This window comes from Halomonas sp. (genome assembly GCF_033549285.1).
Taxonomy (GTDB): Bacteria; Pseudomonadota; Gammaproteobacteria; order Pseudomonadales; family Halomonadaceae; genus Halomonas.
The window spans coordinates 1-14,131 of the sequence record NZ_JAWSUJ010000005.1 but is presented as its reverse complement, the minus strand read 5'-3'; the positions used below and the strand labels follow the sequence as shown (position 1 = coordinate 14,131).

The 14,131-nt window shown below is 68.7% G+C and carries 16 protein-coding genes; 7 read left to right on the top strand and 9 right to left on the bottom strand.

The annotated features are described in order from the left end of the window. Positions 1 to 10: 10 nt before the first annotated feature. The 3 genes from SCI24_RS02100 to bfr all read left to right on the top strand — a co-directional run bounded on the left by SCI24_RS02100 (position 11) and on the right by bfr (position 1,443). Positions 11 to 484, top strand: coding sequence for an RDD family protein (locus tag SCI24_RS02100; RefSeq protein ID WP_318723744.1), 474 nt, complete (start codon positions 11 to 13; stop codon positions 482 to 484). 111 nt (positions 485 to 595) lie between these two features. Beyond that, entirely contained in the window at positions 596 to 802 is a 207-nt protein-coding gene (locus tag SCI24_RS02095) for a (2Fe-2S)-binding protein (RefSeq protein WP_318723743.1), read from the top strand. Positions 803 to 960: 158 nt separating this feature from the next. Continuing rightward, positions 961 to 1,443 carry a bacterioferritin gene (gene bfr, locus SCI24_RS02090; protein WP_318723742.1) on the top strand — a complete coding sequence of 161 codons (483 nt, stop codon included), beginning with the start codon at positions 961 to 963 and terminating at the stop codon, positions 1,441 to 1,443. A gap of 66 nt (positions 1,444 to 1,509) precedes the next feature. Here bfr and SCI24_RS02085 read toward each other — a convergent pair whose 3' ends face one another. The 3 genes from SCI24_RS02085 to SCI24_RS02075 all read right to left on the bottom strand — a co-directional run bounded on the left by SCI24_RS02085 (position 1,510) and on the right by SCI24_RS02075 (position 3,410). Beyond that, the gene (locus SCI24_RS02085; protein WP_318723741.1) at positions 1,510 to 1,737 is read right to left on the bottom strand and encodes a DUF1653 domain-containing protein; all 228 of its coding nucleotides are present in this window, start codon (positions 1,735 to 1,737) and stop codon (positions 1,510 to 1,512) included. 84 nt (positions 1,738 to 1,821) lie between these two features. After that, entirely contained in the window at positions 1,822 to 2,652 is an 831-nt protein-coding gene (gene tcdA / locus SCI24_RS02080; RefSeq protein WP_318723740.1) for a tRNA cyclic N6-threonylcarbamoyladenosine(37) synthase TcdA, read from the bottom strand. Beyond that, positions 2,649 to 3,410 carry a pseudouridine synthase gene (locus tag SCI24_RS02075; RefSeq protein WP_318723739.1) on the bottom strand — a complete coding sequence of 254 codons (762 nt, stop codon included), beginning with the start codon at positions 3,408 to 3,410 and terminating at the stop codon, positions 2,649 to 2,651. Before SCI24_RS02075 ends, tcdA begins: the two co-directional genes overlap by 4 nt. Positions 3,411 to 3,516: 106 nt before the next feature. On the opposite strand from SCI24_RS02075, the gene SCI24_RS02070 reads away from it, so the two are divergent. From SCI24_RS02070 to SCI24_RS02055, 4 genes are all read left to right on the top strand, one after another. Next, entirely contained in the window at positions 3,517 to 4,671 is a 1,155-nt protein-coding gene (locus SCI24_RS02070; RefSeq protein WP_318723738.1) for a hypothetical protein, read from the top strand. Positions 4,672 to 4,753: 82 nt separating this feature from the next. Beyond that, positions 4,754 to 6,499, top strand: a complete 1,746-nt coding sequence (gene aceK / locus SCI24_RS02065) for a bifunctional isocitrate dehydrogenase kinase/phosphatase (protein WP_318723737.1) — start codon at positions 4,754 to 4,756, stop codon at positions 6,497 to 6,499. A gap of 37 nt (positions 6,500 to 6,536) precedes the next feature. Then, positions 6,537 to 7,271: an NAD-dependent deacylase gene (locus SCI24_RS02060; RefSeq protein WP_318723736.1), complete on the top strand. Its 735-nt coding sequence runs from the start codon at positions 6,537 to 6,539 to the stop codon at positions 7,269 to 7,271. Positions 7,272 to 7,343: 72 nt separating this feature from the next. Beyond that, complete coding sequence (locus SCI24_RS02055; protein ID WP_318723735.1) at positions 7,344 to 8,120, top strand: tRNA-uridine aminocarboxypropyltransferase; 777 nt, start codon at positions 7,344 to 7,346, stop codon at positions 8,118 to 8,120. A gap of 20 nt (positions 8,121 to 8,140) precedes the next feature. Here SCI24_RS02055 and SCI24_RS02050 read toward each other — a convergent pair whose 3' ends face one another. The 6 genes from SCI24_RS02050 to SCI24_RS02025 form a co-directional block, all read right to left on the bottom strand. After that, complete coding sequence (locus SCI24_RS02050) at positions 8,141 to 8,482, bottom strand: c-type cytochrome (RefSeq protein WP_318723734.1); 342 nt, start codon at positions 8,480 to 8,482, stop codon at positions 8,141 to 8,143. Positions 8,483 to 8,749: 267 nt separating this feature from the next. Next, positions 8,750 to 9,988, bottom strand: coding sequence for a TraB/GumN family protein (locus SCI24_RS02045; protein ID WP_318723733.1), 1,239 nt, complete (start codon positions 9,986 to 9,988; stop codon positions 8,750 to 8,752). A gap of 279 nt (positions 9,989 to 10,267) precedes the next feature. After that, the gene (locus SCI24_RS02040) at positions 10,268 to 11,716 is read right to left on the bottom strand and encodes a TrkH family potassium uptake protein (RefSeq protein ID WP_318723732.1); all 1,449 of its coding nucleotides are present in this window, start codon (positions 11,714 to 11,716) and stop codon (positions 10,268 to 10,270) included. Positions 11,717 to 11,759: 43 nt separating this feature from the next. Then, positions 11,760 to 13,133 (bottom strand): Trk system potassium transporter TrkA, encoded by a 1,374-nt coding sequence (gene trkA, locus SCI24_RS02035; protein ID WP_318723731.1) that lies wholly within the window; start codon positions 13,131 to 13,133, stop codon positions 11,760 to 11,762. Then, entirely contained in the window at positions 13,130 to 13,876 is a 747-nt protein-coding gene (locus SCI24_RS02030; protein ID WP_318723730.1) for a response regulator transcription factor, read from the bottom strand. Before SCI24_RS02030 ends, trkA begins: the two co-directional genes overlap by 4 nt. Beyond that, positions 13,866 to 14,131 (bottom strand): sensor histidine kinase (locus tag SCI24_RS02025; protein WP_318723729.1); only part of this gene is annotated, 266 nt, incomplete at its 5' end. The genes SCI24_RS02030 and SCI24_RS02025, both read right to left, overlap by 11 nt.

Here is a 14,131-nt window from a genome sequence, read left to right as displayed (position 1 = left end):
CGAGGGATTCATGCAACGACGTTTCGACCAACTCGATGATGTCTGGCCGGCCGGCCTCGGCCGGCGGCTGGGCGCCATGCTCTATGACGGCCTGCTGGTGCTGGCGATCTGGATCGTCATGGTCTCGGCGCACCTGGCCGTGGTGCGGCTGGTGCTCGAGGTGCCGGCGGAGGAGGTAGGCACGGGGCTCGTCCAGGTGCTGTCGCTGCGCCTGCTGCTGGCGGTCACTGTCTTTGCCTTCTTTGCCTTCTTCTGGACCCGTGGCGGCATGACGCTGGGCATGCAGGCCTGGCGGCTGCGGGTACAGACCCTCGACGGCTGCTCGATCACCGGCTTCCAGGCGCTGCAGCGCTTCCTGGTGGCCGGTATCTCGCTGGCCGCCTTCGGCCTGGGATACCTGTGGATCCTGGTCGACGGCGAGAAGCGCAGCTGGCCGGACATCGCCTCCGGCACCCGGGTGGTGGTCCTTCCCAAGCGCCAATAAGGAGCGCGCGACGCGCGAGTCCTGACCTCGGTCAGGTTTTTGCGGGATGCCGCTTGCGATTACCCATGCGAATCATTTACATTCACCTCATGACCAGCGTGAGGTGATGCGATGTACGTGTGTCTCTGCAAGAACGTGACCGACCACCGGATCCGCCAGGCCGTCGAGGACGGGGCGCGCAGCTGGCGCGAGGTCCAGCAGGTGACGGGGTGCGGGACCCAGTGTGGCAAGTGCGCCTGCACCGGCAAGGACATCACCCGCGAGGCGATCCGGGCCGAGCTCAATGCCGCGGCCGAGGGACTCGCCTACGCCGTCTGATGGCAACCGCTATCGTTCACTTTCGCCTTAACAAGCCCATGATTTGATTGAGTCATGTGTGACATTGCCTAGACTGTGACAGGTGCGGGCTGGCCAGGCTTCGGTGGCCGTGCCAAGCTGACAGCCAGCCCCCTGACAACCCTGATCGAGGTAATGAGATGAAAGGCGACAGCAAGGTCATCGAACACCTGAACACTGCGCTCGGCAACGAGCTGGTGGCCATCAACCAGTACTTCCTGCATGCCAAGATGTACAAGGACTGGGGCCTGAAGGCGCTGGCCAAGTGGGAGTACGATGAGTCCATCGAGGAGATGCAGCACGCCGACAAGCTGATCGAGCGCATCCTCTTCCTCGAGGGCATTCCCAACCTGCAGGACCTCGGCAAGCTGAACATCGGCGAGAACGTGCGCGAGATGCTCGAGTGCGACCTGAAGATCGAGCATGAGGGGCGCAACGACTACATCGAGGCGATCACCTACTGCGAGCAGGTCCGGGACTACGTCAGCCGTGACCTCTTCCGGGATATCCTCGCCGACGAGGAAGACCATATCGACCATATCGAGACCGAGCTCGGCCTGATCGACAAGGTCGGCATCGAGAACTACCTGCAGACGCAGATGCAGGAAGCCGGCGAGGAGTAACGCGCAAACCCTCCCGACCCGTGCCCAGATGAGCGCCCCGTGGCCTAGCCACGGGGCGCTTCTGCGTCAGGAGAACGCCTTCTCCAGGGCAAAGCGGGGCACCGGCTCACCCTGGACCTCGACGGTCTCCAGGAACATGTCCAGGGGGCGCGTCCAGAGGCCGTAGTCGCCGTAGAGGGCGCGATAGACGACCAGCGGCTCCTCGGTCTCGCTGTGCCGGGCGACACCCAGCACCTCGTAGAGTGGGCCCTTGTAGTGGCGGTAGATGCCGGGGCGAGGGCAGTGGTGTTCCATGGGAGGGCTCCTTTGGTCTTAAGGACAGGGTCTCAAGGGCAGTGTGACAAGGCCGCGGTTTGAGGGGCGCGGCCTGGGGCGCTGTCAGGGGGTGGTGCGGGCCTCTTTCGCCAGCCGGGCCAGCACCCGGGCGGCGGCGGTGAAGCCGAAGCTGCCGGTGACGAAGGTCGCCGCCCCGAAGCCCGAGGCGCAGTCGAGCCGGGTGGCCTCGCCCTCGGCGGGCTTCTGGAAGCATACCTCGCCATCAGCGCCGGGATAGACCAGCTGCTCGTCCGAGAAGACGCACTCCACCGAGAAGCGCCGCTTCGGATTACGCGAGAAGCCGAAGTCGCGACGCAGCCGGGCGCGCACCTTGGCGAGCAGCGGGTCGTGCTCGGTGCGGGTCAGGTCGGCCACCCGGATGCGGGTGGGGTCGGTCTGGCCGCCCGCGGCACCGGTCACCACGATCGGCAGCTTGCGACGCCTGCACCAGGCGATCAGCGCCGCCTTGGCGACCACGCTGTCGATGGCATCCACCAGCTGGTCGGCATCGTCGGGAATGCGCCTGGCCAGGTTGGCGGGGGTGACGAAGGCGGTGTCGGCCACCACCTCGATGCCCGGCTGGATGGCCCGGCAACGCTCGGCCAGCACCTCCACCTTGGGGCGGCCGATGGTGCCGTCCAGGGCGTGCAGCTGGCGATTGACGTTGGAGACGCAGACGTCGTCGAGGTCGATCAGCGTCAGCTTGCCGATACCCGAGCGCGCCAGGGCCTCCACCGTCCAGCTGCCCACGCCGCCCACGCCCACCACCACCACGTGGGCGCGGCGGAAGCGCTCGACGGCGCGCCGGCCATAGAGCCGGCGGATGCCGCCAAAGCGAGCGTCGTAGTCGTCCGGGGCAGCGGCGGGGGCCGTGAAGGCAACGGAATCGGTCATGGCATCACGCTCGGGCGGTGGAGGTGTCGGGGCGGCGCCGGCAGGTGGCCCGTCCAGCCGAAGCGCTCGAAGAGCGTCGTCATGCAGGCGTCCAGGGGGCAGCAGAGGTCGAGGCGCCGGCCGCTCGCCGGGTGGTCGAAGGCCAGGCCCACCGCCGCCAGCAGCAGGCGCGGGCATTCCAGGCGCTCGGCGAAGAAGCGGTTATGGTTGCCCTTGCCGTGCTTGGCATCGCCGATGATCGGGTAGCCACGGCGGGAGAGGTGGCGGCGGATCTGGTGGCGGCGCCCGGTCTGCGGCCGTGCCTCCATCAGCGAGTAGCGGCTCTGGGGGTAGCGATCCACCTGCACCGGCAGCTCGACGCTGTCGAGCCGGCGGATCTCGGTCACCGCCTCCATCGCCGGCATCTCGGCCTTGGGACGGCGTCCCTCCTCCTCGCGCAGCGGGTAGTCCAGTCGCTCCTGGTGCGGGCCGATGCCCCGCACCACCGCCAGGTAGCGCTTCTCCACCCGGCGGGCGGCGAAGGCCGCCTGGAGGACCGCTGCGGTCTCGGGGTCGAGCGCGAAGACGATCACCCCGGAGGTCGGGCGGTCCAGGCGGTGGACCGGATAGACCCGACGACCGAGCTGGTCGCGCAGCCGTTGCAGCAGGAACTCGCGTTCGCCACGGGCAAGCGCGCTGCGATGCACCAGCAGGCCGGCCGGCTTGTGCACGGCGACCAGGTGGTCATCCTGATGGAGAAGGCTCAGCGCGGGTGTCATCGGGGCACCGTCACGGGGTCAAGGGGCGCCATTGTCGCCGGCCGGCGGCGTGCTGTCATCCCGTCCGTGCCCCGTCGCGTGCCCGAAAGTCCGGCGGGAGGTCGACATGGCCGCTAGTCTGGTCGACATGAAAACGCGTCTACGCCTGGGGGCCCTGCTGATGGCGCTGAGCCTGCTGCCCGCCCTGCTGACGGGCTGTGCCAACCTGGAACGCCACCATCAGGCCCTGCTGGTGCTGGGCGACCTGTCGGCGGGTAGCGGGGAGAGCCGGCTCAAGCGTCGCACCGAGCCGCCGCGCCGGGAGGGGGTCCACTACGTGCGCCAGGGCCATGCCTACCAGGCGGATGTCTACCACCCCAAGGTGCCAAGTCGGGGATCGCTGCTCCTGGTGCACGGCTTCACCGAGCAGGGCCGTCGCGACCCGCGTCTGGTGGCGCTGGCGATGACCCTCGGCCGGGTAGGGTTCAGGGTGATGGTGCCGGAACTCGAGGGGTTGCGTGACTACTCCATCAGTACCCGTGAGGTGGAGGCGGTCGTCGATGCCATCCGCCATGCCACCCGGTCGGCGCCCGAGACGCCGTCGCGCACGGCGGTGGCGGCGGTGAGCTTCGCGGTGGGGCCGGCCTTGATCGCCGCCATGGACGAGGCGGTGGCCCATCGGGTGAGCTTCGTGGTGGCCGTGGGCGGCTACTACGACATGACGGACATGCTGCGCTATGTGACCACCGGGGAGGATCGCGGGGGGGGCGGCCGGGCGGCGCCGCCACCGCAGCGGGAGGCGCGATGGGCCGTGCTGCTGAGCCAGCTGCACTGGCTGGAGGACGAGCAGGACCGGGCGCTGCTCGAGACCATCGCCCGGCGCCGGCTGGCGGACCCCGAGGCGCCGGTGGCCGGGGAGGCCCGCCGGCTGGGCACATCGGGCCGGGCGCTCTATGAGCTGGTGACCAACCAGGACCCGGGCCGCGTGGAGGCCCTGATCGCCAGGCTGCCGCCCTCGCTGGTGGGAGAGCTCGAGGCCCTTGACCCCTCGCGGCGCTCGCTCGACAACCTGCAGGCCAGGCTGGTGCTGATCCACGGCCCGCAGGACCGGGTGATCCCGGTCAGCCACAGCCGGCGCCTGCGTGATGCCCTGCCGCCGGGGCAGGCGCGCCTCTTCGAGGCCGGGGCGCTGCAGCACGTGGCGGTCTCGCCGGGCTGGCGGGACGGCTGGGGCCTGTGGCGCGCGCTGGTGCATGTGCTGGCCCTGGGCGAGGGCGAATGAGGCCATGGGCACCACCATGGTCGGCTCGCCTTGCGCTGCACACTTCGTCATGCTGGGCAGGTCCCTGCCCGGAGCCCGGAACATGAAGCATTCGCCCGCCTACCATCTCGCCGCCACCGTGCTGCATGGCTTCGACGAGTACCGCTCGCGCTTCAAGCAGATCACCGACGATGCCAGCCGACGCTTCCGGGATGCCGCCTGGCGCGAGGCCCAGCAGGCCTCGGCGGAGCGCATCGACCTCTACGACGAGAAGGTCCAGGAGACCCTGGCACGGCTGCGGCGCACCTTCGACGATGACCTGCTGACCCACTGCGAGTGCTGGGGGGAGGCCCGGCGCCACTACGCGGAGCTGATCGACAAGCGGCTGGACTACGAGCTGGCCGAGACCTTCTTCAACTCGATGTTCTGCTCGCTCTTCCACCACCGGCACATCCGCAACGACTGGATGTTCGTCTACAGTTCCCGGGAGCAGGCAGCCCACCACTCCGGCCTCGAGCTGTGCCGCCTGAAGCGGGTGGGGGGCGACTGGGCGGCGGGGCTGCGCTGGGCGCTTGGCGAGGCACGCTTCGAGACGCCCTTCGTCGACCTGGCGCGGGATGCCGCCCTGGGCAGCGAGGTGCTCCAGCAGCTGCTGCCCGGGGCCATCCTCGAGGATCCCGAGGCCGAGATCGAGCTGATCAAGAGCGTCTTCTACCGCAACAAGGGCGCCTACCTGGTCGGTCGGGTGCTGGGCGGCGGCCAGCAGGTGCCGCTGGTGCTGCCGGTGCTGCACGAGCAGGGCGAGGGGCTGCACCTGGATACGGTGCTGATCGAGCCCGACGAGGTGTCGATCATCTTCTCCTTCACCCGTGCCTACTTCCAGGTGAAGGTGGTGGTGCCCAGCGAGTTCGTGCACTACCTGCAGGAGCTGATGCCCGACAAGCCCCAGGGCGAGCTCTATGCCGCCATCGGCTTCTTCAAGCACGGCAAGACCGAGTTCTTCCGTGCCCTCAACCACCAGGTGGCACGGCGCGAGGACAGGTTCATCATCGCCCCGGGAGTGCGTGGCATGGTCATGGCGGTCTTCGTGCTGCCCTCCTTCCGCACCGTGTTCAAGATCATCAAGGACCGTTTCGACCCGAGCAAGGAGATGACCCGCGAGAACGTCCGCGAGAAGTACCGTCTCGTCAAGCGCCACGACCGGGTGGGGCGCATGGCCGATACCCAGGAGTTCTCCAACTTCATCGCCCGCCAGGACCACTTCGACCCCGACTGCCTGGCGCACCTGCTGGAGGTGGCCCCCTCCACCGTCTACCTGCGCGGCGACAAGGTGATCATCAAGCACTGCTACACCGAGCGCATGATGACCCCGCTCAACCTCTACCTCGAGCAGTGCGACGAGGCGGAGACGCTCGCGGTGCTCAAGGACTACGGCAACGCCATCAAGCAGATGGCCGCGGCCAACATCTTTCCCGGCGACATGCTGCTCAAGAACTTCGGGGTGACCCGCCACGGCCGGGTAGTGTTCTACGACTATGACGAGATCTGCTACCTCACCGAGTGCAACTTCCGGCATATTCCCGAGCCCATGTACCCCGAGCAGGAGCTGGCCGACGAACCCTGGTACTCGGTGGGACCCGGTGATATTTTCCCCGAGGAATTCGGCCCCTTCCTGTTCGCTGACGTGCGCTTGCGCAAGCGCTTCTACCAGCTCCATCCGGAGCTTTTCGACGCCGACTACTGGAAGGGGGTACAGCAGGCGATCCTCGATGGCCGGGTGATCGACGTCTATCCCTATCGCAACAAGCAGCGCTTCGCCGGCGGCGACGACAACGGCCTGACCTACTGAGCGGGGCGCGGCAGGCACAGCAAGCACGAGGCGACCCATGGGTGACACGAGACGCCCCCACCTGGTGGTCTTCACCGGGGCCGGGATCAGTGCCGAGAGTGGTATCCAGACCTTCCGCGCCAGCGACGGCCTGTGGGCGGACCACCCCGTCGAGGAGGTCGCCACGCCTCAGGCCTGGCGGCGGGACCCCGAGCGGGTGCTGCGCTTCTACGACCAGCGCCGCGACCAGGTGCGCCGGGCCCGTCCCAACGCCGCCCACAAGGCCCTGGCGGCACTGGAGAAGCACGGCTTCCGGGTCAGCATCATCACCCAGAACATCGATGACCTGCACGAGCGCGCCGGGTCACGCCATGTGCTGCACCTGCATGGCGAGATCCTCAAGGCGCGCTCCTCGGTGGACCCGCGCATGCACTACCCCTTGCCCCGCGGCGGGATCCGCCTCGGGGACATCTGCGACAAGGGCAGCCAGCTGCGCCCGGACGTGGTGTGGTTCGGCGAGAGCGTGCCGCACTTCGCGGACGCCTGCGAGATCGCCGCCCAGGCCGACCTGCTGCTGGTGGTGGGGACCTCGCTCGCCGTGATGCCGGCGGCCTCGCTGCTCGAACATGCGCCCCTGGACGCCCCCTGCGTGCTGGTCGACCCCCAGGCCGATGCCCTGGCCCCGCCGGGGGTGGCCCGCCTCGGCCAGCCCGCCGGCAAGGGCGTACCGGCACTGGTACGGCACTGGCGGCGTGAAGGGCGACTCTGGCTGCCGGAGACGGTTGTCGACTAGAGGGGGCGGGCAGCAAGGGGCGCGAGGCCCATGCTAGAATGCCGCCCCCTCAGGCTCCGGGACCACGCCACCATGCAGGACGACACCTTCCACGACGCCGTCACCGAACGCGACCCCGCGACCGCTCTCTCCAGCGACCCCGCGACCGGTCATCCGCGGCCGCCGCGCCGCGAGTTCAAGGCGCGGGGCAGCTTCGTCACCCGCTGCGAGGGCTGCAACCTGCCGCAGCTCAATTGCCTCTGCCCCTACCGGGTCACTGCTACCAGCGAGGCGAGGGTGTGGCTGCTCACCCACCCCCTGGAGCACCACAAGCCCACCAACACCGGGCGGCTGATCGGCGACGTCCTGCGAGACACCGAGCTCTTCACCTGGTACCGCACGGCGCCCGACGAGCGGCTGCTGGCGCTGCTCGAGGACAGGCGCTACGCGCCCTTCGTGATCTTCCCCGACGACCAGCCGGACTATGCCGACCGGGTGGTGGGCATGGAGGCCGTCGGCGAGGGTCAGCGGGATGGCCGGATTCCGGTGTTCATCATCCTCGACGGGACCTGGCGGCAGGCACGGCGGATCTTCCGCAAGAGCCCCTACCTCGACAGTCTGCCGGTGCTGCCCCTGGCCACCGAGCGGCTGACCCGCTATCGGCTGCGCAAGCCGGCCTCCGCTGCCCATCTGTGTACCGCCGAGGTGGCCATCGAGCTGCTGCGCCAAGCCGGCGACGCCCAGGCGGCCGAGGCGCTCGACGACTATTTCGATGCCTTCAACGACAGCTACGCCGCCAGTCGGCGCCACGAGAAACTCGAGGCACCGACGGCGGCGATGCGGCGTCTGCTGGAACGGGCGGGTCGCTGAGCCTGTGTCCTTTCCCCGCCTCACCCCTCGTGCTTGCTGAGTATCCAGTCGACCAGCTTCTCGGCCTCCTCCTCGCTCACCTCGACACGCTCGCCGGCGTCCGGCATGGTCGCGGATCCCCAGTGGTTCTCGCCCCCCGTCATCACGACCTCGACCAGGTAGCCCCTCATCTCGCCATCCGCGTACTTGGCGGCGATGCTGTTGAAGCCTGGCGCCCGCGGGGTGTCATCGTCCCGGGCGTGGCAGCTCAGGCACTGCTTCTCCTCTGCCAGCTGCTGCATATCACCATGCATGTCCGCAAAGACAGGAAAGGCGCCCAGCAACAGGCCGGTCAGCGCCATGGATGCAATGGCCGTTTTCATCTCCTTGCCCCCCTGTTCATCCGGAGGTCTTCCTCCGGATGCTTGCCATGATTGGTTGTCGTACAGGACTGCAACGATGGCGCCCATGGGGCCGCCGCGATCAGCGTTGCAGCTGCCTTGAACATAGGTCAGAGGGACAGGACGCGGGACATGCTTTCTCTCATGCCGGGGCTCAGCATGTCTCATGCCGATGTCCTCCATCGCCCGGGGCGCGAGCGCTCGGGGCCGGTGGCGGGCAGCGTCACGGCATGCGCCCCGACGGGGCGGTCAGCCGCCGAACAGCGCCCCGGCAATGCGGAAGCCGGCGATCCAGGTCCCGGCGGCGGAGCCGAGGGTGGCGGTCAGGAAGACCAGCAGGGTGCGCGAGACCCGGTTGCGCCACCAGCCCTTGAGCTCGGTGACGTCGTGGCGCAGGGTCGAGAAGTCCCGCACCTTGGGCTTGCGCATCCACAGCTCCACCCCGGCGGCGACGAAGCCGGCGCCGATGGTGGGGTTGAGCGAGGTGAGCGGCGCGGCGAAGAAGGTCGCCGCCACCGTGACCGGGTGGGCGAGGGCCGCCAGGGTGGCCGCCCCGGAGAGCACGCCGTTGATCAGGAACCACTCCCCCACCAGTTGCCAGCCCAGCTCGGTGTTGCGCGAGAAGCCGATGGCGAAGCCGGTCAGCACCAGCAGCGTGACCAGCCAGGGCAGCGCCCGCCACAGGCGCGACGGCGGCGGGGTGGCCTCGAGCATCTCGCGCTCCGGGGCGGGGTCGGCGGGCAGCGGCTGCTCCAACTGCTCGGCCATGCCCTTCATGTGGCCGGCGCCGATCACCACCAGCACGTGGCGATAGCGTCCGGGGGAGGCGTCCTGGGCCAGGCGCAGCACCATGTAGCGATCCCGTTCGCTGATCAGCGGCGTGTAGAGGGACTCCGATTCGGCGGCGAACTCGCTGAAGGTGGACTCCAGGACGTCGCCCTCCTTGAGTCGCTCGATCTCCTCGGCGGAGACCTGCTGGCGCGACAGCACGCTGCCGAGCAGCCCCGAGAACAATGAGAGGCGCTGCCACCAGGGCACGTTGTGGTAGATGCGCTTGAGGGTGATGCCCACGTCGCGGTCGATCAGCAGCAGCGGCAAGCCGGCGTTACGGCTCTCCTCCAGGGCGGCGCGCATCTCGGCACCGGGCTCGATGCCCGACTGCTCGGCCACGCGCTGCTGGAAGGCCCCCAGCGCCAGGCTGGCGGCCACCATGCCGGCCTTGCCCTGGCGGAAGATCTGGAACAGGTCCTGCTCGCCCAGGGCATCGGGGTTCGTCAGGCTGTGGTGTCGCGAATCGCACAGCTCGATGGCCACGGCGTCGAACTCGCCGGAACGGATCAGCGCGCGGACGTCCGCGGCGCTCTCGGCGGAGACATGGGCCGTGCCCAGCAGGGTGTAGCGGGTCTCGCCCACCACGAGTTCCCGGCGCGGGCCGCTGGTGGTGTCGTTCGGGCGGGCGGTGGTCACGGAGTCCTGGGAGTCGGTCATGGACGCTCGGGCTGAAGGAGTGAAAGAGCGATTATCCACGAAGCCCGCCGGCGGGCCAAACCCGCCGCGATGCTTGCACCGGCTTTGCTGCTTACGACAACGCAACTCCACGTCGAGTCTTTGGGGAAGCGCTGATTTATGTCGCGAGCGATGAGAGGCTGGTCGCCGCCGGAGCACAGCCACCGGAATGTAGCCTGCTACATGAGGATGGCGACGGTCCGACGCTTCGGCACCGCCGGCGGCCAGGATATCGAGCGCAGCAATAAATCAGTGTTTCCCTTACTTGCGCCAGAAGGCCGGGGTGAACAGCACCAGCACGGTGAAGATCTCCAGGCGGCCGAGCAGCATGGCCACCACCAGGATCCACTTGGCCAGGTCCGGCAGGTCGCCGTAGTGGGCGGAGGCCTCGCCCAGCGCCGGGCCCAGGTTGTTGAGCGCCGAGCCCACCGTGGACCAGGCGGTGACCTGGTCGACCCCGGTGGCCATCACCCCCACCAGCATCAGGAAGAAGAGCATCACGTAGGCGGAGAAGAAGCCCCACACCGCCTGGGCAATGCCGTCCGGCACGCTGACCTTGCCGATCTTCACCGTGATCACCGCATTGGGGTGGATCAGGCGCATCACCTCGCGCATGCCCTGCTTGAGGATCAGGATGATGCGGATCACCTTCATGCCGCCGCCGGTGGAGCCCGAGCAGCCGCCGACGAAGGCCGCGACGAACAGCAGGAAGGGCAGGGCGCCGGGCCAGGTGGAGAAGTCCGCCACGGCGAAGCCGGCGGTGGTGGCCACCGAGACCACCTCGAACAGGCCGTGACGCAGCCCCCGCTCGGTGCCGTAGGTGTCGGTCAGCCAGAGCGAGACCACGGTGATCACGGTCAGGCCGAGCAGGAAGAGCATCAGGAAGCGCGCTTCCGGGTCCTGGAAGTAGTGCGTCACGCTGCGCTGGCGCCAGGCCAGGAAGTGCAGGCTGAAGCTCACCGCGGAGACGATCAGGAAGAACACGCAGATCATCTCGATCAGCGCGCTGTCGAAGTGGCCAATGCTGGCGTCGTAGGTGGAGAAGCCGCCGATGGCCACGGTGGAAAAGCTGTGGCCCAGGGCGTCGAACCAGTCCATGCCGGCCGCCATGTAGGCCAGCATGCAGGCAATGGTCAGCGAGGCGTAGATGTACCACAGCGCCTTGGCCGTCTCGGTGATGCGCGGGGTGAGCTTGGAGTCCTTCAGCGGGCCCGGGATCTCGGTGCGGTAGAGGGCCATGCCGCCGACCCCCAGGGTCGGCAGGATGGCGACGGCCAGCACCACGATCCCCATGCCGCCCAGCCACTGCAGCTGCTGGCGGTAGTAGAGGACCGCCTTGGGCAGGAATTCGATGCCGGTGATCACCGTGGCGCCGGTGGTGGTCAGGCCCGAGAAGGACTCGAAGACGGCGTCGGTCGGGGCCAGGGCCGTGTCGCCGGTGAGCATCAGCGGCAGCGCGCCGAACAGCCCCAGCACGCTCCAGAAGAGCGCCGCGATCAGGAAGCCGTCGCGGGTGCGCAGCTCCTTGCGGGCATGGCGGTTGGGCAGGTACATCACCGCCCCGGTGGCCACGGTGATGCCGATCGCCACCGCAAAGGCTTCCCACATGCCGTCGGCGAACAGCAGCGAGATCAGGATCGGCGGCACCATGGTCAGGCTGAACATCATCAGCAGCAGGCCCAGGATGCGCAGGATCATGCGCAGGCTCATCGGGCGGCTCTCCTCGGGTCGCCGGGGGTCATGGGCCAGGCCATCAGAAGAACGTCAATCCGACCTGGAAGAGCCGCTCCACGTCGCGCAGCCGGCGCTTGTCGATCACGAACAGGATGACGTGGTCGCCGGACTCCACCACCACGTCGTCATGTGCGATCAGCACCTCCTTGCCGCGCACCACGGCGCCGATGGTGGTGCCCTGGGGCAGGTCGATCTCGCCGATGGCGCGTCCCACCACCCGGGACGACTGGGTGTCGCCGTGGGCGATGGCCTCGATGGCCTCGGCCGCGCCGCGGCGCAGCGAGTGGACGTTGACGATGTCGCCGCGCCGCACGTGGGTCAGCAGGCTGCCGATGGTGGCCTGCTGGGGGGAGATGGCGATGTCGATCTCGCCGCCCTGCACCAGGTCCACGTAGGCGGCGTTGTTGATCAGCGTCAGCACCTTCTTGGCGCCCATGCGCTTGGCCAGCATCGACGACATGATGTTCACCTCGTCGTCGTTGGTCAGCGCGCAGAAGATGTCGCAGTCCTCGATGTTCTCCTCCTCCAGCAGCCGCTTGGTGGTGGCGCTGCCGTGCAGCACCACGGTGCGGTCGAGCCGTTCGGAGAGCTGGGTGCAGCGCTCGAGGTTGTGCTCGATGATCTTGACCTGGTGGCTGTGCTCCAGGTGCTCGGCCAGGCGCTCGCCGATGTTGCCGCCGCCGGCGATCATCACCCGGCGGAAGTCGCGGTCGAGGCGGCGCAGCTCGCTCATCACCGCGCGGATGTCGCGGCGGGCGGCGATGAAGAAGACCTCGTCGTTGGCCTCGATCACGGTGTCGCCGCGCGGGATGATCGGCCGGTCTTTCCGGTAGATGGCCGCCACCCGGGTGTCCACGCTGGGCATGTGGCGGCGCAGGAAGCCCAGCTCCTGGCCGACCAGCGGGCCGCCGTAGAAGGCCTTCACCGCCACCAGCTGCACCAGGCCGCCGGCGAACTCCAGCACCTGCAGGGCGCCGGGATGCTCGATCAGCCGGCGGATATGGTCGGTGACCACCTGCTCGGGGCTGATCAGCACGTCGATGGGCACCGCCTCGTGGGCGAACAGGCCGCGGCGGGTGAGGTAGGCGGTGGCGCGCACCCGGGCGATCTTGGTGGGGGTGCGGAACAGGGTATGGGCGACCTGGCAGGCGATCATGTTGACCTCGTCCTGGCTGGTCACCGCGATCAGCATGTCGGCGTCCTCGCAGCCCGCCTGGCGCAGCACCATGGGGTAGGAGCCTGGTCCCACCACGGTGCGGATGTCGAGCTTGGTGTGGAGCTCGCGCAGCTTGTCGCCGTCGGTATCGACGACGGTGATGTCGTTCTCCTCGCGGGCCAGGTGTTCGGCCAGGGTGCCGCCGACCTGGCCGGCGCCGAGAATGATGATCTTCATGACGGGGGCTCCCGGTCGTGGGTATCAGGGGCGTCGACATCGTCCGGCTCGATCATCAGCCGATACCCGATGCCCGCCTCGGTCTGCAGCAGGGTCTGGGCGTCGGGGTCGTCACCGAGCTTCTGGCGCAGCTTGCTGACCACGATACGCAGGTAGTGGGTGTCATCGACATGGCTCGGCCCCCATACCTCGCGGAGTAGCTGACGCTGGGTGACCACTTGGCCACCATGCCGGCACAGGCGGTCGAGCACGGCATACTCCTTGGGCGTCAGGCGCACGACCTCACCGTCGCGCCACACGCGGCGTTGGCCGGTGTCGATCACCAGGTTGCCGCGCCGGTAGCGGGAGAGGGCAGGCGTCGCCTCGGTGCCGTCCCTGAGCCGTAGCAGGGCCCGTACCCGGGCCAGCAGCTCGCGGATGCCGAAGGGCTTGGTGACGTAGTCGTTGGCGCCGTGGTCCAGGGCCCGCACCTTCTCGCCCTCCTGGCCGCGCACCGAGACCACGATGATCGGCACCTGGCTGCGCGCGCGCAGCCGGTCGAGCACTACCTGGCCGTCCAGGTCGGGCAGGCCCAGGTCCAGCAGGATCAGGTCCGGGGCCTCCGTCTCCGCCATGGCCAGGCCCTCTTTGCCGGTCGCGGCCTCGTAGACCACAAACCCCTGGGAGACCAGGCTGATGCGCAGGAAGCGGCGAATCTGGGGTTCGTCGTCGATGATCAGCAGGCGCGATGGTTCAGTCGCCATGGGGCAGATCCTCCTCCGGATGGGCGTCGGGCAGAGGCAGCTGCATGACGATGCGCGTGCCGCGCCCGTCGGGGCCCGGCTGGGCAGCGATGCTGCCGGCATGGGCGCCCAGCATGCCGCGGCAGATCGCCAGGCCGAGCCCGCTGCCGTGGCGGCCGCGGTCCCCTTCACCGCCGGTGGTGAACATGTCGAAGACGCGCTCGCGCAGTTCGGGCGGGATGCCGGGGCCCTGGTCGGTGACGGCAAGCCACAGCC

Bases quoted from the DNA above. Each gene is read 5' to 3' on its own strand.
- SCI24_RS02055 (WP_318723735.1), top strand. From the start codon at position 7,344: ATGCAGGACGACACCTTCCACGACGCCGTCACCGAACGCGACCCCGCG.
- SCI24_RS02050 (WP_318723734.1), bottom strand. From the start codon at position 8,482: ATGAAAACGGCCATTGCATCCATGGCGCTGACCGGCCTGTTGCTGGGC.
- SCI24_RS02100 (WP_318723744.1), top strand. From the start codon at position 11: ATGCAACGACGTTTCGACCAACTCGATGATGTCTGGCCGGCCGGCCTC.
- aceK (WP_318723737.1), top strand. From the start codon at position 4,754: ATGAAGCATTCGCCCGCCTACCATCTCGCCGCCACCGTGCTGCATGGC.
- SCI24_RS02095 (WP_318723743.1), top strand. From the start codon at position 596: ATGTACGTGTGTCTCTGCAAGAACGTGACCGACCACCGGATCCGCCAG.
- SCI24_RS02040 (WP_318723732.1), bottom strand. From the start codon at position 11,716: ATGAGCCTGCGCATGATCCTGCGCATCCTGGGCCTGCTGCTGATGATG.
- SCI24_RS02075 (WP_318723739.1), bottom strand. From the start codon at position 3,410: ATGACACCCGCGCTGAGCCTTCTCCATCAGGATGACCACCTGGTCGCC.
- SCI24_RS02085 (WP_318723741.1), bottom strand. From the start codon at position 1,737: ATGGAACACCACTGCCCTCGCCCCGGCATCTACCGCCACTACAAGGGC.
- SCI24_RS02070 (WP_318723738.1), top strand. From the start codon at position 3,517: ATGGCCGCTAGTCTGGTCGACATGAAAACGCGTCTACGCCTGGGGGCC.
- bfr (WP_318723742.1), top strand. From the start codon at position 961: ATGAAAGGCGACAGCAAGGTCATCGAACACCTGAACACTGCGCTCGGC.
- SCI24_RS02060 (WP_318723736.1), top strand. From the start codon at position 6,537: ATGGGTGACACGAGACGCCCCCACCTGGTGGTCTTCACCGGGGCCGGG.
- tcdA (WP_318723740.1), bottom strand. From the start codon at position 2,652: ATGACCGATTCCGTTGCCTTCACGGCCCCCGCCGCTGCCCCGGACGAC.
- SCI24_RS02030 (WP_318723730.1), bottom strand. From the start codon at position 13,876: ATGGCGACTGAACCATCGCGCCTGCTGATCATCGACGACGAACCCCAG.
- trkA (WP_318723731.1), bottom strand. From the start codon at position 13,133: ATGAAGATCATCATTCTCGGCGCCGGCCAGGTCGGCGGCACCCTGGCC.
- SCI24_RS02045 (WP_318723733.1), bottom strand. From the start codon at position 9,988: ATGACCGACTCCCAGGACTCCGTGACCACCGCCCGCCCGAACGACACC.